21 protein-coding genes are annotated in these 18,889 nt (G+C 69.1%); 11 read left to right on the top strand and 10 right to left on the bottom strand.

Annotated features, from left to right (window positions below; all coding sequences use genetic code 11):
• The first annotated feature begins 166 nt into the window (after nt 1-166).
• The 4 genes from ACSBPQ_RS15045 to ACSBPQ_RS15030 all read left to right on the top strand — a co-directional run bounded on the left by ACSBPQ_RS15045 (nt 167) and on the right by ACSBPQ_RS15030 (nt 3,984).
• On the top strand, nt 167-1,222 hold the full coding sequence (locus ACSBPQ_RS15045; protein ID WP_442682884.1) for a two-component system sensor histidine kinase NtrB: 1,056 nt from the start codon (nt 167-169) through the stop codon (nt 1,220-1,222).
• A complete protein-coding gene (gene ntrC / locus ACSBPQ_RS15040; protein ID WP_442682883.1) occupies nt 1,215-2,639 on the top strand; it encodes a nitrogen regulation protein NR(I) in 1,425 nt (474 codons plus the stop codon). Before ACSBPQ_RS15045 ends, ntrC begins: the two co-directional genes overlap by 8 nt.
• A gap of 136 nt (nt 2,640-2,775) precedes the next feature.
• Nucleotides 2,776-3,345 carry a superoxide dismutase family protein gene (locus tag ACSBPQ_RS15035; RefSeq protein ID WP_442682882.1) on the top strand — a complete coding sequence of 190 codons (570 nt, stop codon included), beginning with the start codon at nt 2,776-2,778 and terminating at the stop codon, nt 3,343-3,345.
• A 39-nt stretch (nt 3,346-3,384) separates the two neighbouring features.
• Nucleotides 3,385-3,984, top strand: coding sequence for a superoxide dismutase family protein (locus ACSBPQ_RS15030; RefSeq protein ID WP_442682881.1), 600 nt, complete (start codon nt 3,385-3,387; stop codon nt 3,982-3,984).
• Nucleotides 3,985-4,084: 100 nt separating this feature from the next.
• Here the strand turns inward: ACSBPQ_RS15030 and ACSBPQ_RS15025 are convergent, their stop codons facing one another.
• Nucleotides 4,085-4,972: a hypothetical protein gene (locus tag ACSBPQ_RS15025; protein WP_442682880.1), complete on the bottom strand. Its 888-nt coding sequence runs from the start codon at nt 4,970-4,972 to the stop codon at nt 4,085-4,087.
• A 108-nt stretch (nt 4,973-5,080) separates the two neighbouring features.
• On the opposite strand from ACSBPQ_RS15025, the gene ACSBPQ_RS15020 reads away from it, so the two are divergent.
• On the top strand, nt 5,081-6,361 hold the full coding sequence (locus ACSBPQ_RS15020) for an acetyl-CoA C-acetyltransferase (protein ID WP_442682879.1): 1,281 nt from the start codon (nt 5,081-5,083) through the stop codon (nt 6,359-6,361).
• A gap of 159 nt (nt 6,362-6,520) precedes the next feature.
• Here ACSBPQ_RS15020 and ACSBPQ_RS15015 read toward each other — a convergent pair whose 3' ends face one another.
• The 4 genes from ACSBPQ_RS15015 to ACSBPQ_RS15000 form a co-directional block, all read right to left on the bottom strand.
• Complete coding sequence (locus ACSBPQ_RS15015) at nt 6,521-6,964, bottom strand: hypothetical protein (RefSeq protein WP_442682878.1); 444 nt, start codon at nt 6,962-6,964, stop codon at nt 6,521-6,523.
• 39 nt (nt 6,965-7,003) lie between these two features.
• Nucleotides 7,004-8,266: a heme biosynthesis protein HemY gene (locus ACSBPQ_RS15010; RefSeq protein ID WP_442682877.1), complete on the bottom strand. Its 1,263-nt coding sequence runs from the start codon at nt 8,264-8,266 to the stop codon at nt 7,004-7,006.
• Nucleotides 8,263-9,246 (bottom strand): uroporphyrinogen-III C-methyltransferase, encoded by a 984-nt coding sequence (locus tag ACSBPQ_RS15005; protein WP_442682876.1) that lies wholly within the window; start codon nt 9,244-9,246, stop codon nt 8,263-8,265. Before ACSBPQ_RS15005 ends, ACSBPQ_RS15010 begins: the two co-directional genes overlap by 4 nt.
• A gap of 110 nt (nt 9,247-9,356) precedes the next feature.
• A complete protein-coding gene (locus tag ACSBPQ_RS15000) occupies nt 9,357-10,142 on the bottom strand; it encodes a uroporphyrinogen-III synthase (RefSeq protein WP_442682875.1) in 786 nt (261 codons plus the stop codon).
• A 42-nt stretch (nt 10,143-10,184) separates the two neighbouring features.
• On the opposite strand from ACSBPQ_RS15000, the gene ACSBPQ_RS14995 reads away from it, so the two are divergent.
• The 5 genes from ACSBPQ_RS14995 to ACSBPQ_RS14975 all read left to right on the top strand — a co-directional run bounded on the left by ACSBPQ_RS14995 (nt 10,185) and on the right by ACSBPQ_RS14975 (nt 13,272).
• Entirely contained in the window at nt 10,185-10,643 is a 459-nt protein-coding gene (locus ACSBPQ_RS14995) for a YiiD C-terminal domain-containing protein (RefSeq protein WP_442682874.1), read from the top strand.
• 25 nt (nt 10,644-10,668) lie between these two features.
• Nucleotides 10,669-11,100, top strand: coding sequence for a hypothetical protein (locus ACSBPQ_RS14990; RefSeq protein ID WP_442682873.1), 432 nt, complete (start codon nt 10,669-10,671; stop codon nt 11,098-11,100).
• A gap of 66 nt (nt 11,101-11,166) precedes the next feature.
• Nucleotides 11,167-11,604 (top strand): rhodanese-like domain-containing protein, encoded by a 438-nt coding sequence (locus ACSBPQ_RS14985; protein ID WP_442682872.1) that lies wholly within the window; start codon nt 11,167-11,169, stop codon nt 11,602-11,604.
• A gap of 104 nt (nt 11,605-11,708) precedes the next feature.
• Nucleotides 11,709-12,224, top strand: coding sequence for a protein-export chaperone SecB (secB, locus tag ACSBPQ_RS14980; RefSeq protein WP_442682871.1), 516 nt, complete (start codon nt 11,709-11,711; stop codon nt 12,222-12,224).
• Nucleotides 12,225-12,243: 19 nt separating this feature from the next.
• Nucleotides 12,244-13,272 (top strand): NAD(P)H-dependent glycerol-3-phosphate dehydrogenase, encoded by a 1,029-nt coding sequence (locus ACSBPQ_RS14975; RefSeq protein WP_442682870.1) that lies wholly within the window; start codon nt 12,244-12,246, stop codon nt 13,270-13,272.
• Between the two features lie 268 nt (nt 13,273-13,540).
• Here ACSBPQ_RS14975 and ACSBPQ_RS14970 read toward each other — a convergent pair whose 3' ends face one another.
• Entirely contained in the window at nt 13,541-14,113 is a 573-nt protein-coding gene (locus ACSBPQ_RS14970) for an OmpO family porin (protein WP_442682869.1), read from the bottom strand.
• Nucleotides 14,114-14,377: 264 nt separating this feature from the next.
• On the opposite strand from ACSBPQ_RS14970, the gene ACSBPQ_RS14965 reads away from it, so the two are divergent.
• Nucleotides 14,378-15,427 carry an NAD(P)-dependent alcohol dehydrogenase gene (locus ACSBPQ_RS14965; RefSeq protein WP_442682868.1) on the top strand — a complete coding sequence of 350 codons (1,050 nt, stop codon included), beginning with the start codon at nt 14,378-14,380 and terminating at the stop codon, nt 15,425-15,427.
• Nucleotides 15,428-15,477: 50 nt separating this feature from the next.
• Here the strand turns inward: ACSBPQ_RS14965 and ACSBPQ_RS14960 are convergent, their stop codons facing one another.
• From ACSBPQ_RS14960 to ACSBPQ_RS14945, 4 genes are read right to left on the bottom strand one after another with little or no spacing between them, the layout of a single operon-like run.
• Nucleotides 15,478-16,320, bottom strand: a complete 843-nt coding sequence (locus ACSBPQ_RS14960; RefSeq protein WP_442682867.1) for a hypothetical protein — start codon at nt 16,318-16,320, stop codon at nt 15,478-15,480.
• Nucleotides 16,317-16,814 (bottom strand): LeuD/DmdB family oxidoreductase small subunit, encoded by a 498-nt coding sequence (locus ACSBPQ_RS14955; protein ID WP_442682866.1) that lies wholly within the window; start codon nt 16,812-16,814, stop codon nt 16,317-16,319. The genes ACSBPQ_RS14960 and ACSBPQ_RS14955 overlap by 4 nt, the downstream gene beginning before the upstream one ends.
• The gene (locus tag ACSBPQ_RS14950) at nt 16,811-18,082 is read right to left on the bottom strand and encodes a 3-isopropylmalate dehydratase large subunit (protein ID WP_442682865.1); all 1,272 of its coding nucleotides are present in this window, start codon (nt 18,080-18,082) and stop codon (nt 16,811-16,813) included. Before ACSBPQ_RS14950 ends, ACSBPQ_RS14955 begins: the two co-directional genes overlap by 4 nt.
• Complete coding sequence (locus ACSBPQ_RS14945; protein WP_442682864.1) at nt 18,079-18,873, bottom strand: GntR family transcriptional regulator; 795 nt, start codon at nt 18,871-18,873, stop codon at nt 18,079-18,081. The genes ACSBPQ_RS14950 and ACSBPQ_RS14945 overlap by 4 nt, the downstream gene beginning before the upstream one ends.
• Between the last annotated feature and the right edge of the window lie 16 nt (nt 18,874-18,889).

The following is an 18,889-nucleotide window of genomic DNA, read 5'->3' as shown; positions in this document are numbered from 1 at the left end:
CGTGGAGAGCAGCGCACCGGCTGCTCCGCTGCAGTCACGGCTTTCCACAGCCGCCGCGGTGGCGGCGACATCCGCCCGGCAACCGCAGGTGCCGGTGATGCCCGCAGCCTGCAGTCACGGCGATGGCGGGAACCGGGAACGGCCGGCTTTGCACTATATTGGTGCAATGACCGACGCCGATTTTTCCCCTCCGCTGGAGCTGCTGGCCACCCCGCTGGTCTGGAGCGATGCCGATGGCTGCATCCAGGGGGCCAATCCGGCGTTCTGCCGCTGGCTCGGGGTCAGCGTACGGCGGTTGCTCGGGCAGCCGCTGGTGTCGCTGGAAGCGCAGGGCGAACGTCTCGCTGGACAGCTGGACCAGGCCGATGCCGAAGCGATGCATCTGCCACGGCTGGTGCTGGCACTGCCGGGCGAGCCGCCGCGCTTTGCCGATGGCTGGTTGAGCATGATCGATACCGGCGGCTGGCTGCTGGAGGCGCATCCGGTGGACGAGTTCCAGGGTGCCGATCCGGCCCAGGTGCTGCCGGGGGCGTTCAGCGCAGCGCTGAAGGGGCTGGCGCACGAGCTGCGCAATCCGTTGGCCGGGCTGAAAGGCGCGGCGCAGCTGCTGGCCCGCCGCGCGCATGGCCGCGATGCCGACGAAAGCGAGCTGATCGACCTGATCGGCGCGGAAATCGAGCGGCTCAATACCCTGCTCGAACAGCTGCTGTCGCCGACGCCGCACCGTCCGCATACGCCGCTCAATATCCACGCCGCGCTGGAGCGGGTGCTGCGGCTGGCCGAGAACGAGGCCGGCTGGTCGGTACGGCTGCTGCGTGACTACGACCCCAGCATTCCCGAATTTCCGGGCGATGCCGACCGCCTGACCCAGGCGCTGCTGAACCTGGTGCGCAACGCGATCCAGTCCGGTGCCAGCAGCATCACCCTGCGCACGCGGGTCGAGCATGGCTTGCGCATCGTCGAACAGGTCCATCCGCTGGCGCTGCGGCTGGAAGTGGTCGATGACGGCCGCGGCGTGCCCGACGAGCTGGCCGAACACCTGTTCCTGCCGCTGGTCAGTGGCCGCGCCGAAGGTACCGGGCTGGGCCTGGCGCTGGCCCAGCAGGTCGCGCGCGAACATCGTGGCACGCTCAACTACCGTTCGCGCAGCGGACATACGGTGTTCACCCTGCTGCTGCCGCTGCCGGCCATCGAAACCTCACAGGAAACCGCCGATGCCTGAGCCGAACACCGCCGCCACGATCTGGGTGGTCGATGACGACCGCTCGGTGCGCTTCGTGCTGACCACCGCGCTGCGTGAAGCCGGCTATGCCGTGGAGGGATTCGACAGCGCCGCGGCGGTGCTCGCGGCGCTGGCTGTGCGCCCGGTTCCCGACCTGCTGTTCACCGATGTGCGCATGCCCGGCGACGACGGCCTGGTGCTGCTGGACAAGCTCAAGGCCGCGCACCCGCAACTGCCGGTGATCGTGATGTCGGCCTATACCGATGTCGCCAGCACGGCCGGGGCGTTCCGTGGCGGCGCGCACGAGTTCCTGTCCAAGCCGTTCGATCTGGACGATGCGGTGGAGCTGGCGCGGCGCGCGCTGCCGGCGCGTGATCCGCTTGCGTCCGTGGCCACCCCTGCGCCCGCGGCACCGACCGATGCCGGCCCGCCGCAGCTGGTCGGCGAGGCGCCGGCCATGCGCGAGCTGTTCCGTGCCATCGGCCGTCTTGCCCAGGTGCCGCTGTCGGTGCTGATCAATGGCGAAACCGGCACCGGCAAGGAACTGGTGGCCACCGCGCTGCATCGCGAATCGCCGCGCGCCAAGGGGCCGTTCGTCGCGCTCAACACCGCCGCCATTCCGGCCGAGCTGCTGGAGAGCGAGCTGTTCGGCCACGAGGCCGGTGCGTTCACCGGCGCCAGCAAGCGGCATGTCGGCCGGTTCGAGCAGGCCGATGGCGGCACGCTGTTCCTCGACGAGATCGGCGACATGCCGCTGCCGTTGCAGACCCGGCTGCTGCGGGTGCTGGCCGAGGGCGAGTTCTTCCGCGTTGGCGGGCGCGAGCTGATCCGCGTCGATGTGCGTGTGGTCGCCGCCACCCACCAGAATCTCGAGGCGCTGGTCGAACAGGGCCGTTTCCGCGCCGACCTGCTGCACCGGCTGGACATGGTGCGACTGTGGCTGCCGCCGCTGCGCGAGCGCCCGGAGGATGTCTCGCAGCTGGCCGAAACCTTCCTCGCCAATGCCGCGCGCCGGCTGGATACGCCCTGCAAGCGGCTGTCGGCGCCAGCGCTGGCGGTGCTGCGTGCGCATCCGTGGCCGGGCAATGTGCGTGAACTGGAAAACGTGTGCTGGCGCCTGGCCGCGCTGGCGGCCGCCGACAGCATTGCCGCCGCCGATGTGCAGGCGGTGCTGGCGCGCGGCGGTCCGTTGCGTGGCACGGCTGCCGCGTCGCCGTGGGACCGGGCACTGGCGCAGTGGGCCCGGCAACGGCTGACCGAAGGCGCCACCGGGCTGCATGCCGAGGCGCGCGAGCGCATGGACGCGGTGCTGCTGGAGGTGGCGCTGGATTTCACCCGCGGCCACCGCGGTGAAGCGGCCGCGCGGCTCGGCCTCGGCCGCAATACCGTTACCCGCAAACTGGGACCGGGGCGCTGAGCGTCCGCCCGATACACCTGCCGGGCTCGACCGGAACGCGCCGGGCAGGCATCGTTGCCCGATTCCGTGGACCTGCTCATGACGTCCACGGGCGTATACCGGCAGCTCTGCCGCACCTTGCAAGGAGAATTCCCCCATGCAGCTTCGTTTTCCCCTGATGGCCGTTGCCGCCGGCGCCCTGCTGGCCGGCTGCGGCAGCGGTCCGGCGCCACGTCCGGAGGCTCCACCACCGGTCGCGGCCATCAGCACCGCGCAGCTGGCCGAAGCCAACCTGGCGCCGGCCTCGGCCAGTCTGGTCAGCGGCCGCCTGGCGCTGGTGCCGGAACCCGGTGGCGTGCATATCAGCGGGCTGATCGGTGGCCTGCCGCGCAACCGCCCGGCCGCCTTCCACGTCCATGAAACCGGCGACTGCAGTGCGGCCGATGCCAGCAGCGCCGGTGGCCACTTCAATCCCGGCGCGCAGCCGCATGGCCGCAGCGGTCATGGCGCGCACCACGCCGGCGACATGGACAACCTGCAGGCCGATGGCGCCGGACAGGTGAATGTGGATATCCACCTGCGTGGCGTTACCCTTGGCGGCGGCGCTGCCAATGACATCGCCGGACGTGCACTGATCGTGCATGCCGATGCCGACGACTATCACAGCCAGCCGGCCGGCAAGGCTGGCGCCCGCGTGGCCTGCGCGGTGATCCGCGTGGTGCGTTGAATGCACCGCGTCCTGTTTGCAACCTGTAAGGAGTAACCCATGCGACTGATCCACGGCACCCTGTTCCTCGCCAGCGCGCTGGCGCTGAGCGCCTGCCAGCCCGCGGCCACGCCTGCCGATACCGCCGCTCCGGTGGCCGATACCCCGGCGGCCGATCCGGCCGCGCCGCCGGCCATGGCCACCCCGCTGGCCACCGCCCAGCTGCAGCCGACCGAGGGCAGCAGCGTCGCCGGCACCATCAGCTTCAGCCTGGTCGATGGTCTGCTGCGCGCCAGCGGCGATATCAGCGGGCTGAAGCCGGGCAGCGAGCACGGCTTCCACATCCACGAGAAGGGCGACTGCAGCGCACCGGACGGCACCAGCGCCGGTGGCCACTTCAATCCGGGCAATGCCGAGCACGGCAGCATCGCCGCCAGCGCGCACCACGGTGGCGACATGCCCAACATCGTCGCCGACGCACAGGGCAACGCCCATGTCGACGGCCCGGTGGCGAGCAGCGTCAACGTGGGCAAGGGTGATGCGTTCGACATCATTGGTCGCGGCCTGATCGTCCACGCCGATGCCGATGACTACCAGAGCCAGCCCACCGGCAACGCCGGCGCACGTCTGGCCTGCGCGGTGATCGTCAAGGCCGAATAAGGCGGGAGCGCAGCCACGCTGCAACCATCCGGCCCGACAGGGCCGCGCGAGCAAGGAAAAGGGCTGCCTGCGCAGCCCTTTTCCGGTTGCAACGCCTGTCTCAGTGCGCCAGCAGCACCCTGGCGTCCTGGCCGGCGTGCACGTGCACATACAGCACGTCGATGCCGTGGGCCTCGAGCACCGCGGCCATCTGCCGCTGGCGCATCAGGTACTGGTCATAGACGCGCTGCAGGCGCTCGCAGTCGTTCTTGTCGTGCGCATAGTGCGCGCACCAGCCGGCCGGATCGAACAGCGCCATCCGCGCCTCGCCACCGGCATAGCGCAGCAGCGGTTCCGGCGGCGCCTCCAGCCAGCACTCCTCCGAGGGAGCGAACATCGCCGTTTCCAGCAGCGGCCACAGGTCGGCCAGCCCCTGGTTGTCGTACTGCATGGCCATCATCGCGGCCAGGTCGTTCACGGTGAAATAGCGGGCGTGCTCGATCTGCGCCGCAAAGGCGTTCTGCGCCAGCAGCGCGGTATCCGGCTGCGCCATGCCGTTGGCCAGCAGCACCTCTTCCAGTGCCTGGCGGCACTCGCCCAGCGCGCCGGCATCCTCGCCGGTGAGCACGAACGGCAGCACCCGCAGGCCGCCACCGGTCAGCGCCGGATCGGCCTGCAGCGGCAACGGAATATCGCCGTTGGCATCGGCGCCGAAGGCCAGCAGGCGCGGGCCGGCATTGCGGCCGGGGGCGCGCATCTGCAGTTCTTCCAGGCGGCGGTGGATCGGCCAACCCGGACGCAGTACTTCGGCCGGGTCGAAATGCGCGGCGGCGAAGACCAGGTCCAGCGCGCTGACCTGCGGCACCAGTTTGGCCAGGTCGCGGCCGATCAGCGCGGCCAGTTCGCCGGCCTGCCCGGAGCGCAAGGCCGGATGGGCGGGTTGCTGGCCACCGGCCAGCTCCAGCGCGACAACGCCCAGTGCATTCATCTCAGGGTTGGAATTGCTCATGATCCGCGGTTGGCCCGTCACGGGCTCGAAGCTACACTCGAAATCCCATTATGCCTGCTATCACGAGCAGGCCATGTCGCATTCCCCATTCCCATGTCAGGTACCCGCATGTCCAGCGCCCGTCCCGTCGCCATTCTCGGTGGTGTCCGCATTCCGTTCTGTCGCCAGAACACCGCCTATTCGGATGTCGGCAATCTCGGCATGTCGGTGCGCACGCTGGGGGCGCTGGTGGAGCGTTTCGGCCTGCATGGCCAGCAACTGGGCGAAGTGGCGATGGGCGCGGTGATCAAGCATCCCAGCGACTGGAACCTCGGCCGTGAGGCGGCGCTGTCGTCCGGGCTGTCGCCGCTGACCCCGGGCATCACCCTGCAGCGCGCCTGCGGCACCTCGCTGGACACCCTCATCACCGTGGCCAACAAGATCGCGCTGGGGCAGATCGAATCGGGCATCGGCGGCGGGTCGGACACCACCTCGGATGTGCCGATCGTCTATGGCAAAAAGCTGCGCGCGCGGCTGCTGGCGGCCAACCGTGCCAAGAGCACCGGCGACAAGTTCCGCGCGCTGACTTCCGGTTTCAAGTTCGCCGAGCTCAAGCCCGAGTTCCCCGGCGTGGCCGAGCCGCGTACCGGCAAGAGCATGGGCGACCACTGCGAGGACATGGCCAAGCAGTGGAACATCTCGCGCGATTCGCAGGACGCGTGGGCGGTGTCCTCGCACAAGAAGCTGGCCGCCGCCTACGAGCGCGGTTTCTTCGACGACCTGATCGCGCCGTTCCGCGGCGTGGAGCGTGACAACATCCTGCGCCCGGATACCTCGCTGGAAAAACTGGCCACGCTCAAGCCGGCGTTCGACAAGGCTTCCGGCCGCGGCACCCTGACGGCTGCCAACTCGACCCCGCTCACCGACGGCGCCGCAGCGGTGCTGCTGGCCAGCGAGGAGTGGGCGCGCGCGCATGGCCACGAACCGCTGGCCTACCTGCGCGATTCGCAGGTGGCGGCAGTGGACTTCGTGCACGGCGAAGGCCTGCTGATGGCCCCGACTGTGGCGGTGCCGGAAATGCTCAGGCGCAACGGCCTGACCCTGCAGGATTTCGATATCTACGAAATCCACGAGGCCTTCGCCGCGCAGGTGCTGTGCACGCTGCGGGCGTGGGAGAGCGAGGACTATTGCCGCAACCGCCTCGGCCTGGACGCGCCGCTGGGCATGATCGATCCGGACAAGATCAATCCGCTGGGCTCGTCGCTGGCCACCGGCCACCCGTTCGCCGCCACTGGCGCGCGGGTGATCGCCACGGCTGCCAAGCAGCTGGCCGAACGTGGCGGTGGCCGCGCGCTGGTGTCGATCTGCACGGCTGGCGGCATGGGTGTGGTGGCGATCGTCGAGCGTTGATCACCGCGCCGGTGTACGGGCGGGGAGCTGATCGAAGAGGGCGTGTAGCGCCCTTCCCGGGTGCGGCGGCGGGACACTGCCCGCCGCGATGCGGGCTGGCGTGGCGGTGGTTTTCCTGCGGCGTGTGCGCTATCCAGCCGGAAAAGCCCCTTCAGGTGCTCAGTGCGGACCCGCAGCCGATGGGTGCTCCAGCAGGAACTGGTGGATGGCCTGGTGCAGCGGCAGGTCGTCGCTGCCGCGTGCGTGCTCTTCGGCCTGCAGTGCGTACGCGTGGGCGGTGCTGGATTCGTCCAGATTGGTGTGCCGCTCGGCCAGAGCCAGGCAGATCGAGGCTGCGTAATCGGCGGCGGCGTCGGCCCCGGCCAGCGCCAGCGCCAGCGCGTGCCGGTAGTGGCCGATGGCGAGATGGTCATCGCCGGTGAAGTCGGCCAGCGTTTCCCACAGGAACGGATGGTCGCGGCCTGCGGCGGCCGTGGCCTGGCAATAGGCGAGCAGCGCCTGATAGCGGGATCCGGCCAGCCCGGCATCACCGGACTGGCCGGCGGCGAGGATCGCGTCGGTCAGCTCGACGACGCGCTGGTGGATGTCGGCAGGTATTTTCATTGCGGCGGGGGCGGTAGCGGGGCGCTGGATTCTACGGGCTCAGCCGGGCAGGCGTGGGAAGCCGTGTTCATCACGCTCCTCGGCCACCGCCTGGTCCTGGATCTGCTCGCGCAGGTTGCGCCGCTGCAGCGGCTGCGGGAGCTGTCCACGCCGCTGCTGCACCGCGTTGAGCAGGCACTGCCGGGCCAACGCATCTTCCCCCTGTGCGGCGAAACATTCGCCCAGCATCTCCCAGGCTTCCGCACCGGCGTCCTGGGCGATGGCGCGGTGCAGGAAGTCTTCGGCCTGCGACCACTGCTGCTGCGCGCTGGCGAAGCGGGCCAGCGCCAGCAGCAGTGCCGGGCTGGCCGGATGGGCCTGCAGCCAGCGCTGGGCACTGGCGCGGCGTGAATCGATCTTGTCCACCGGCAGCTCGGCATAGAGCCTGAGCAGCGATTCGTCCCAGTGGCTGTCCAGCGTCTGCTCGATGCTGCGCAGGGCCGCGTCGACCCAGCCCAGCGCCACCGCGCGGCGGGCGTAGTGGGCCACTGCGGCGGGCTGGCTCCGCACCGTCTTGGGCAGCACCTCCCAGTGCGCGGCCAGCGTGTTGACGTCGTTGGCTTCGTCGAGCATCTGCAGGGCCAGCGTGGTTTCCAGCGTGGCCAGCGTCTCGGCCGGCATCACCTGGGTCTGCCGCAGCGCACCGAGCTGGCCGAACGCGTCTTCGGCGCGGCCGGCACGGGCCAGCGCCTCGCTGCGCAACCACAGGCCGCGTGGTGGCAGCGGCTGGATCGCGGGCAGGTCCAGTGCCTCCAGCGCCTCGTGTGGCTTGTCCCGTTGCAGCCAGCGTTCGGCACTGTGCAGCGCGTGCAGGGTCGGCTCGTTTTCACCAAGCTGCTGCAGGTGCTGGCCGGCACTGGTGGCGTCGCCGCGCGCTTCGGCTGCACGCATCGCCGCGACCAGGGCGATCGCGCGGACCTCGGGTTCGGCGGCTGCGCTTTGCAGCAGTTTTTCCGCGCGTTGCCATTGCCCGCGATCAAGCGCATGCAGCCCGTCGAGCAGGCGCGCACGCCCCTGCCGGCGCCGATAGCGGTGCCAGGTCTGGAACGGCATGCTCAGCAGCCGCCACAGCAGCCACAGCAGCAGCGCGGCGATCAGCACGGCCAGCAGCGCCTGGGGCAGCGTGGCGATGTAGTCGTTGCCGCCGGCGCGTACCACCACTTCGCCGAGGTCACGCAGGGATTCCTGCCCCAGCCATTGCGCGCCGAGGATGCCGGCGGCGGCCACCAGCAGGGTGATCAACAGGGAGCGGAAGGCTTTCATGGCGACTCCTTGGCCGCGCGCAGGCTGCGCAGCTGCTGCAGGGTGCTGCCCAGTTCCGGCAGGGTGGGGCGCAGGTCGATAGCCTGCAGCTGCTGCAACTGGCTGCGCAGGGTCTGGCGCGCCAGCGAGTCGGGCCACAGCCGTTGCAGCCAGTTGTCCACCCGCTGCAGCGCCTCTTTCCATGCCTGGCTGTCGCCGCGCTCCAGTGCGGCACGGGCCAGGCTCAGTTCGATCTGCAGCGCATCGCTGGCATCCATGCGCTCGGAGCGTGCGATCAGCACGGTGGCATCGGCCGGACGGATTTCCACCAGCGGCGACAGCAGCTGCTGCCACCACGGTGCGGTGGTGTCCGCGGCCGGCGGCGACTGTTCGGGCAGGCTGTCCAGGGCATCGACCCACTGCGTCAGCTGTTGCGCGGCCTGTGCACGGATGCCCGGGCCGAGGGCGTCGATGGCGGCACGCTCCTGGAGCAGCGCCTGGCGCAGGTTGAGGTAATCGGGGCTGTCGAGCTGTTCCAGCACGCCGGCGGCCAGACCGTAGAGGTGGCGCGCGGCCTCCAGGTCGCCGGCATAGAGCATGCGCTGCTGGGCCTGGCTGAGCAGCAGCTCGGCCTCCTCCCGGCGCGCGGCCTGCACACCGTTCTGGGCACTGTCGGCGAGGAAACGGGCGAGGTTCTCTTCCAGCAGCGCGTTGCGCTGGCCGAGGCCGAGCACCTCGTCGCGCAGCACGCGGTTGGTGGCGGCGGCGTCCTGGATGCTGCGGGCATTGGCGCGCTGGTCGCGGCGCAGCGCTTCCACGCTCTGCTCCAGCGCGGCCAGCTGGTTGAGGGTCGTCAGCCGGGTCTGGTCGGCCTGCAACAGCCGGGCCTGCCAGTGCCGGTAGCCGAACCACGCGGTGACGGCCATGGCAGCCAGTACGGCGACAACGGCCAGCCAGCGCGGCAGGCGCCGGGACGATGGAGGAGTGGAGACTTCATTCATGGGGGCACAGCGTCCTTGGCAGGCATGCTGTCGCCAGTGGCGGTACGGCGACAGGGATGCCAGGCAAGCATGGCGGCGGGGCGGGCGGGCCGCAAGCCGCCGGCGTACCGCTACGCAGCGGGGATGGGAAACAGTGCGGCGTGGGCGGCCGCGGCCAGTTGCGCCGGCATCGGCCCGGCGGCCACGCGGGTCTGTACGAAGCCCTGCACCGTTGCCAGCTGCGCCAGCCGTTCGCTGGCGGTGACCAGCGGAGCATGGCGCCAGCGCTGCAGCAGCATGTCCGGCAGCTGCGGCAGGATCAGCTCCAAGGCTTCACCGCTGCTGACCGCCAGTACCGTCGGCCCCGGCAACGCCTGCAGCCGCGCAAGCGTGGCCGGGCTGATGGCAAGCGGCACGCGGTCGTAGACATCGGCGCGCAGCAGCTGTGCCCCCATCGCCTGCACCTGTGCGGCGATCATGCCGCGTCCGCCCGGCGCGGTGACCAGCGCCACGCGCTTGCCCTGCAGCCGTTGCATCGCCGGCAATGCCAGCAGGCCTTCGCTGTCCATGCGCGAGGGCGCCTGCACGTCCGTCACGCCGTGGCGGTGGAGGAGGCGCGCGGTGCCTTCACCGACGGTGACCGCGACTCCGGCGGGGATGGGCTGCAGTGGCAGCAGGCGCGCGGCGGCATCCACCGCGGCCGGACTGGTGAACACGATCCGGTCGCAGTCCAGCGCCTGGACCAGCAAGGCGCGACTGGCGGCATCGGTACGCAGGCGCAGGCGCCAGGGCGAAAGCGCGACGGTGCGGGCGCCAAAACGCGCGGCGGCACGGCGCAGCGGATCGTGTTGTCCCTGCGGGCGCAGTGAGATCAGGTGCCAGGGGGTGTCGCCCGGCACATAGGCGTCGAGGTTCATGGCATGCATTATGCGGGCGCTATCCGCTCCACGATGATCGTCATGCCTGAATCTTCCGACAGTTCCCTGCTGCTGGCCCGGCTGCAGTCCACCCTCGACGCGATGCCGCCGGTGGCGGCGATGGGCATCCGTATCGCCGGTTACGACAACGGCGTGCTGCGCATGCAGGCGCCGTTGCCGGCCAACGTCAACGACAAGGGCAACGCCTTCGGTGGCAGCCTGGCCTCGGTGATGACGCTGGCGGGCTGGGCGCTGGTCAGCCTGCGATTGGCGTTGGCCGGGTACGAGGCCGAGGTCTATGTCGCCGACAGCAGCATCCGTTACCGCGCGCCGGTCTATGGCGACCTGCTGGCCGCCGCACGGCTGGCGCCGGAGCAGGACTGGGACACGTTCCTGGCGCAGTTCGGCAAGCGTGGACGTGCACGGACCACGGTGAGCGTACAGATGGAGGGCGGTGCGGCGGAGCTGGAAGGGCGCTACGTCGCGCTCGGCAAAGGCTAGGATGGGCCTCCAGCGAGGGAATCCCATGTACCGACGACTCCTGCAGTCCACATTGATGCTGTTGCTGTTGGTTGCCGCCAGCGCCCAGGCCGGCGACGGCCCCAGCCGCAGCCAGCGCGCCAAGCTGCTGCCGACCCAGGATGCCTACGTGGCGGCGATCCGCTGGAGTGATTTCGAAGCGGCCGAGGGCTTCATCGATCCGGCATATCTGGCCGCCCATCCGCTCAGCGACCTGCAGCGCGAACGCTACCGGCAGCTGCAGGTGTCCAGCTACCGCGAGCGCGGCAGCAGCATGGCCGCCGATGGCAGCATCGAGCGGCGGGTGGAAATGGGCGTGGTCAATCGCAACACCCAGGCCGAGCGCACCCTCACCCTGACCGAGCGCTGGCGCTGGGACCCGCAGGCCAAGCGCTGGTGGCAGGTCGAAGGCCTGCCGGACCTGTGGCAGGGCCAGTAGCGCGGCCAGCGCCGCGTGACCGGCATATGCGACAATCCCCGCCCGCTTAAACGACCTGTGACCTGAGTGAACTACGAAGAGTTGCTGGCCTTCGCCGGCCGAAATCCGATGCTGTCGCTGGCCCTGGTCGGCCTGACCGTGGCCATCATCGCCACCGAGATCGCGCGCCTGTTCCGCGGTTACAAGTCGCTCAAGCCGGCCGAGCTGACCCGCATGATCAACGCCGGTGATGCGGTGGTGATCGACCTGTCCACCAGCAGCGACTTCGAGAAGGGCCACATCACCGGCAGCCGCAATGTGCAGGCCTCGCAGGTGACGCCCGCACACAAGCTGCTGGCCTCGGCCCAACAGACCCCGGTGGTGCTGGTGTGCCGCACCGGCAATACCGCAGGCAGCGTCGCCAAAACGCTGAAAAAGGCCGGCTACGAGCAGGTTTTCGTGCTCGACGGTGGCATCCCGGCGTGGCAGGCGGCCGATCTGCCGCTGGTCAAGGGCCGCGGCTGAGCCGTCGATTTCGCGTCAAGGCCTTGTGCACGGGGGCGAGCGCCCCCATCGCTGGTCTGGTATCAATCCCATTTATCGAACAAACAGTTCTGGAGTCTTGAGAAATGTCCGAAGAGAACAGCAACGGCGTCGTCCCGGCTGAAGCCAACAATGGCCCGGCGTTCACCATCGAGAAGATCTACGTCAAGGACGTTTCTTTCGAATCCCCGAACTCGCCGACCATCTTCAACGAGAACGTGCAGCCGGACCTGCAGCTGAACCTGAACCAGAAGGTGCAGCGCCTGTCCGACACCGCGTTCGAGGTGGTGCTGGGCGTGACCCTGACCTGCAAGGCCGGCGACAAGACCGCCTATGTGGCCGAAGTGGAGCAGGCCGGCGTGTTCGGCCTGATGGGCCTGGAGCCGCAGGCGATCGACGTGCTGCTCGGCACCCAGTGCCCGAACATCCTGTTCCCGTACGTGCGCTCGATGGTGTCGGACCTGATCCAGGCCGGCGGCTTCCCGCCGTTCTACCTGCAGCCGATCAACTTCGAAGGCCTGTATGCCGAAACCCTGCGCCAGCGTCAGCAGCAGGCCGAAGGCGCCTCGCTGGCCGATTCCGAGCCGGCCGGCAACGCCTGATCGGCGTCCGCAGTAGCGTATGAGTACGACCGACGCGAACAAGATCGCCGTCCTCGGCGCGGGCTCCTGGGGCACCGCGCTGGCCACCCTGCTGGCCCGGCACGGTCACCCGACCGTGCTGTGGGGACGTGACGCCGCTGTCATCGAGGCGATCGACCAGCGTCATGAGAATCCCCGGTACCTGCCGGGGATTCCCTTGCCCGAATCCCTGCGTGCCAGCACCGATCTGGCGGCCACCGTTGACGGTGCGTCGTGGATCCTGGTGGTGGTGCCCTCGCATGCCTTCGCCGAAACCGTACGCGCGTTGGCGCCGTTGCGGCCGGCCGGGACCGGCGTGGCCTGGGCGACCAAGGGCTTCCAGCCCGGCTCGGGCCGTTTCCTGCACGAGGTCGCACGCGAGGTGCTGGGCCCGGACGTGCCGCTGGCGGTGGTCACCGGCCCGTCCTTCGCCAAGGAAGTGACCCTGGGCCTGCCCACCGCGATCACCGTGCACGGTGATGACGAGGCGTTTTCCCAGCAGGTGGCCGATGCCATGCACGGCCCGGCGTTCCGTGCCTATACCGGTGACGACATGGTCGGCGCCGAACTGGGCGGGGCGATGAAGAACGTGCTGGCGGTGGCCACTGGCGTGGCCGATGGCATGCAGCTGGGTTTGAACGCCCGTGCCGGCCTGATCACCCGCGGCCTCAACGAGATGCTGCGGCTGGCCGCGGCGATCGGCGGGAAACCCGAGACCCTGATGGGCCTGGCCGGTCTCGGCGATCTGGTGCTGACCAGCACCGGTGATCTGTCGCGCAACCGGCGGCTGGGTCTGGCGCTGGGTCGGGGCCAGAGTCTGCAGGACGCAGTGAAGGAAATCGGCCAGGTGGTGGAATCGGTGCAGACCGCCGATGAAGTCATGCGCCAGGCCGACCGCCACGGCATCGATCTGCCGATCTCCAAGGCGGTGCAGTCGGTATTGCATGGCGAGCTGAGCCCGCGTGATGGCCTGCAGCAGCTGCTGGCGCGTGAGCAGAAGCCGGAATATCCCGACACGCTGTTCAAGTAACTATCGAAGACGTTCCAAGAAAAAGCCCGGCGATGCCGGGCTTTTTCATGCATGATTCCGCCCGGCAGGATGCGCCCGTGCAGTGCGGCGGGACTGCCCGCCAGCCTTGGATGCCGCCGACACCTCAAAAGTACGGGTGCCCGATCGGAGCGGATGACCGCAAATCGGGGAGGCTGGGGCCCGGACAAGAAAAAAGCCCGGTCGTAAGACCGGGCTCCGGGGCGCGGGGGAGAGAGAGCACGCGCCTTTGAAACGGTGTTGCGATTGCTTACCAGGTGAAGCGCGGACCGACGAACCACTCGCGGTCACCGGCCTTGGCCAGCTTCACTTCGCCGCTCAGGCCCCAGTTCGGGGTGAACTTGGCGGTGGCGCCGACACGGCCGTAGAACTCGCCGTCCGGGTTGATGCCGTGCTTCTTGCTGTAATCCTCATAGCCGGCCAGCGCGTAGCCTTCGACCATCGGAGTGAACGCGGTGCGCACGCCGACTTCGGTGCTGTAGCCGTTGAAGTCGCCGCCGTACTGCGGGTCAAACTTCTGGTAGGCCAGACGGGCCACCAGGTCGGTGTTCGGGGCGATGCCGTAGTTGTAGCCCACGCCCAAGCGCCACTGGTCGACGTCGACCTTGTGCTTGTCGGTTTCCTGCGCGCTGTAGTCGGCGAAGACATGGAAGTTCGGATGCACGGCCACCGAGCCCTTCAGTGCCCAGCCATCGGCATCGCCACCCTTGGCGTCGGTGTTCACGTAACCACCTTCCACGTAGTTGTAGGACAGGCCGTCGGTGGCCGAGGCGGCGAACGGCAGGGCGGCCAGCAGGCCCAGGGTGATCAGGGAGGTCTTCATAACAGTGATCCTTTTTATTGGTTTGATCGGCCTGGCACGAATCGTCTGCCGGTCGACTGATGTGAATTATCCGTTAGCCGATGCAACCTGCCCTGAATATCAAACTGACCAGTACATGAATTAGAGGTGGCTCGCGGGAACTTCCCGGCTTGCTATTTGGCGGCCCTGTGACGAGGGTCAATTGCGCCGAAATGCGGGGCGGTTGCGCGCAGGCCACGGCGGTGCGGGACAATGGGACGATCCCATCCGTCGAGGAACCCTCCCATGACTGTCCATGCCTACGGCGCCCATGCCGGCGACCAGCCGCTGGTGGCGATGCAGATCCAGCGCCGCACGCCCGGCCCGCGCGATGTGCAGATCGCCATCGCCTATTGCGGCGTGTGCCATTCCGACCTGCACCAGGTCCGTGCCGAATGGGCCGGTACCCGGTTTCCGTGCGTGCCCGGGCACGAGATCGTCGGCAAGGTGGCGGCGGTCGGGGCCGAGGTCAGCGGCTTCCAGCCGGGTGATCTGGTCGGGGTCGGCTGCATCGTCGACAGCTGCCGCCAGTGCGCCGAGTGCGATGACGGGCTGGAGAACTACTGCGACGGCATGGTCGGTACCTACAACGGGCCGACCGCCGATGCACCCGGCCACACGCTGGGCGGCTATTCGCAACAGATCGTGGTCGACCAGCGTTACGTGCTGCGGGTACGCCACGACGAGGCGCAGCTGGCCGCAGTGGCGCCGCTGCTGTGTGCCGGTGTCACCACCTGGTCGCCGCTGCGGCACTGGAAGGCCGGCCCGGGCAAGAAGGTGGGCGTGGTCGGCATCGGCGGACTGGGGCACATGGCGGTGAAGCTGGCGCATGCGCTGGGCGCGCACGTGGTGGCCTTCACCACCTCCGATTCCAAGCGTGAGGCGGCGCTGGCGCTGGGGGCCGACGAGGTGGTGGTATCCCGCAACGCCGGGGAAATGGCGGCCCATGGCACCAGTTTCGAACTGATCCTCAACACCGTGGCGGCGCCGCACAACCTGGATGCGTTCCTGCAGCTGCTCAAGCGCGATGGGGCGATGGTGCTGGTCGGTGCACCGGCCACGCCGCATCCGTCACCGGCGGTGTTCAACCTGATCATGAAGCGCCGGACGCTGGCCGGCTCGCTGATCGGCGGTATTCCGGAAACCCAGGAAATGCTGGATTTCTGTGCCGAACACGGCGTGGTGGCCGACATCGAGCTGATCCGCGCCGACGGCATCAACGACGCCTACGAGCGCATGCTCAAGGGCGATGTGAAATACCGCTTCGTCATCGACACCGCCACGCTGGGCGGCTGAGCGCGAACGGCCCGCGGTCCGGGTGATAGCGGACCGCGGGCAACCGGTGGCTACGCGCCGAGCAGTTCCACATGCTCGCCGGCCGGGCCGCGCAGGCTGCGGCGATTGCCGATGGCGGCCAGCTGCCAGCCGGCCGCACGCAGGACGGAGTCGTCCACCGCCGGCAGGCGCAGGCACAGGCTGTGGGTGCCGGCCGCGCGCCGGGTGGGGGCAGCTGGCAGTTCCACCTGGTCGATCTCGACCATGCACTGCCCGGGCATCGGCACCACCGCCACCGGGTAGCGCCCTTCCAGCGGCCGGCCATAGGCGCGGTTGAGCACGGTGATCTTGGTGTCGAAGGCCCAGCCCGGGGCGCCGAGCAATGCCGACCAGGCGCGTTGCGAGGCGTCGCGATCGGGTGTGGTCATCACCCCGATGAAGGTGGCCGCGACGGTGGTGTCGGTCATCGGCAGGTCGAACGGCGGTACCGGTGCTTTGATCTGGGTGAGGTAGAGCAGCTCGCCGCAGGGACCGAGCACCTGCGCGGCGCGGATGGCGTCGCTGAGTTCGAGGTTGGCGGCGGGGCCGAGCACGGTGAACGGCGGTTGCAGGCCGGCGGCCAGCGCGTCGACATCGCCGACCAGCACTTCCAGCGACAGCCAGCCGTGGCGGAACATCGGTTCGCCGATCACCGCCTGCGGATCCTCGATGACGCGCAGCACCGGTTCGCCGAGGCTGTTGGCCAGCCACACGAATGGGGCACCGGCCAGCTCGGGCAGGTCCAGCGCGGCGGCATCGTCGGCAGCGAGACTGCTGCGGGCGTGTTCGCGCATCGACAGCTGCGCGGCATAGGCCTCGACCACCGGCGGCAGCTGCGGGGCGATCAGGGTGGCGTGGAGGATTCCGGATTTCATGTGCGTCTTTCCGTGGCGAGTTTGCGTTCCAGCCATGGCATCAACCCGCCGCCGGCGACGATGTCCATCAGCTCGGCGGGAATCTTCTCGCAGGAAAATTCGCGGCCGGTGGTGTGGTTGAGGATGCGGCCTTCGACCGGTCGCACTTCCAGCGCATCGCCGCGCGACACTTCCAGATCCGTACAGACCAGCGCCGGTACGCCGAGGTTGAGCGCGTTGCGGTAGAAGATGCGCGCGAACGAGCGCGCGACGATGGCGCCGACGCCCAGTTCGGCCAGCGCCTGCACCGCCTGCTCGCGCGAGGAGCCGATGCCGAACGATTCGCCGCCGACGACAATATCACCGCGCTGCACTTCCCCGGCGAAGTCCGGGTCGACCGCTTCCAGGCAGTGGCTGGCCAGCACGGACAGCGGTTCGCGCATGTACGGGCCGGGCGCGAGCACATCGGTATCGATGCGGTCGCCGAAGACGAAGGCCTTGCCACGGACATTCATGCGCTTTCTCCCAGCAGTTCGCGCGGATCGCAGATTTCGCCCTTCACCGCCGCGGCGGCCACCGAGTACGGCGAGCCGAGATAGACCTGCGCCTCGGCCGAGCCCATGCGGCCCTTGAAGTTGCGCGCCGTGGTGGACATGCACACCTCGCCGCTGCTGAGCATGCCCGCGCCCATGCCGGCGCAGGCGCCGCAGCCAGACGGCAGCAGGATGGCACCGGCCTCGGTCAGCGTGGCCAGCGTGCCTTCGGCGGCGGCCTGCGCGGTCATCGCCACCGAGGCCGGGGCGATCAGCAGGCGCGTGCCCTTGGCGACCTTGCGGCCCTTGAGCACTTCGGCGGCCATGCGCAGGTCGGTCAGCTTGGCGCCGGTGCAGGCGCCGATATAGGCCTGATCGATGTGGACCTTGCCGTGCTCATCGACCGGCCGGCTGTTGGCCGGGCTGTGCGGGGCGGCCACGTGCGGCGCGATGTGCGCGGCGTCGTAGCGGTAGTGATGCAGGTAACGGGCGTCGGTATCGCTGCGCCAGTGCGCCAGATCGCCGTGGAACGGCTTGCCGGCCGCCTCCAGTGCCGCCAGCGTTGTCGCATCCGGCTCGACGATGCCGGTTTCCGCGCCCAGTTCGGCAGCCATGTTGCACAGGGTCAGGCGCTCGTGCATCGGCATGGCCTGCACCGCGCTGCCGCCGTACTCGAACACCTGGCCTTCGTTGCCCATGCCGTGCGCGGCGCACAGCATCAACATCACGTCCTTGGCGCTGACGCCGGTGGCGAGGGTGCCGTCCAGCTGCACGCGGGTGGTCTGCGGCACGCGCAGCCAGACTTCGCCGGTGACCAGTGCGCCGGTGATGTCGGTGGCGCCCATGCCGACCATGAACGCGCCGAACGCGCCACCGCTGGGCGAGTGCGAATCACCACCGACGCAGAACATGCCCGGCTGCACGTGGCCGTGTTCCTGCAGCACCACGTGGCAGATGCCGAGCATGTCGTAATGGGTGATGCCATGGGCCTGCGCCCAGCGGCGGGTGAGCGCCAGGATGTCCGCGCTTTCCATATCCACCGCGGGCACGAAGTGGTCCGAGACCACCACCACCTTGTCCGGATCCCACACCCTGGCGCCGAGCTTTTCCAGCCGTGACGCCACCCGCCGCGGCCCACCGGAGTCATGCATCATCAGCAGGTCGAGTTTCGCGGTGAGGATCTCACCGGCGCGCACGGCTTCACGTCCGCAGGCGCGGGCGAGGATCTTTTCGGCAAGTGTTGCGCTCAAACAGAAGTCTCCGGGTTGGCTTCATAGTCCAGGCGCATCTGGTAGCGCAGCTGGTCGGGGCGGTACTGGATTTCCAGCAGGTCCAGCAGTTGCTGCTCATCGCCGTAGGAGCGGCGTTCCAGCGTCATCACCGCCTGTCCGGGTGACATCTGCAGGTGCAGCGCGGTCAGCGCGCCCACCCGCAACGCCGACACGGTCTGCCGGACCTGGACGAAGCGGATGCCGCAGCGGCGGAACAGCGCGATCCGCGAGCCATAGGCCAGGTTCTCGGCGTTGAAGTCCGGATGCGCAGTGCGGGTCCAGCTGGCGTAGTAGCCGAACGGATGGCCATGACGCGAACGCACGCGCACGCAGCGCACCAGCGGCTCGTCCGGGCCGCTGCCGAACTGCACGCGGACCGGTTCCGGCGGCACAACACGCTCCCAGCCGAGCAGGCGCACCTGGGTATTGCCGGCCAGCGTGTCGAGGCTGTGGATCAGCTCGCCCAGCGGCGTCTTCAGCGGCATCGGGATCGCCGAACTGCGTCCCTTGCCACCGACCACGCGGGTGCCGCGGCCCCGCTGGCGCACCAGCAGGCCGTCGTCGGCCAGGATCTGCAGGGCCTGACGCACCGTCACCCGCGAGATGCGCAGGCGCCGGGCCAGCTCCTCCTCACGCGGCAGCTGCTCGCCATCGGCGACCTCGCCGCGCTCGATCAGTCCGCGCAGGAAGCCCTGCAGCTGGTGATAGAGCGGCGTGTGCACGTCGCGGCGGAGGATGCCCTCCAGGGATTGGGTGGTGAACGGATTCACGATGGTGTCGGCCAGA

It is taken from the genome of Stenotrophomonas sp. JC08 (assembly GCF_052180205.1).
GTDB lineage: Bacteria > Pseudomonadota > Gammaproteobacteria > Xanthomonadales > Xanthomonadaceae > Stenotrophomonas.
This window is presented reverse-complemented; position numbering and strand designations above follow the sequence as displayed.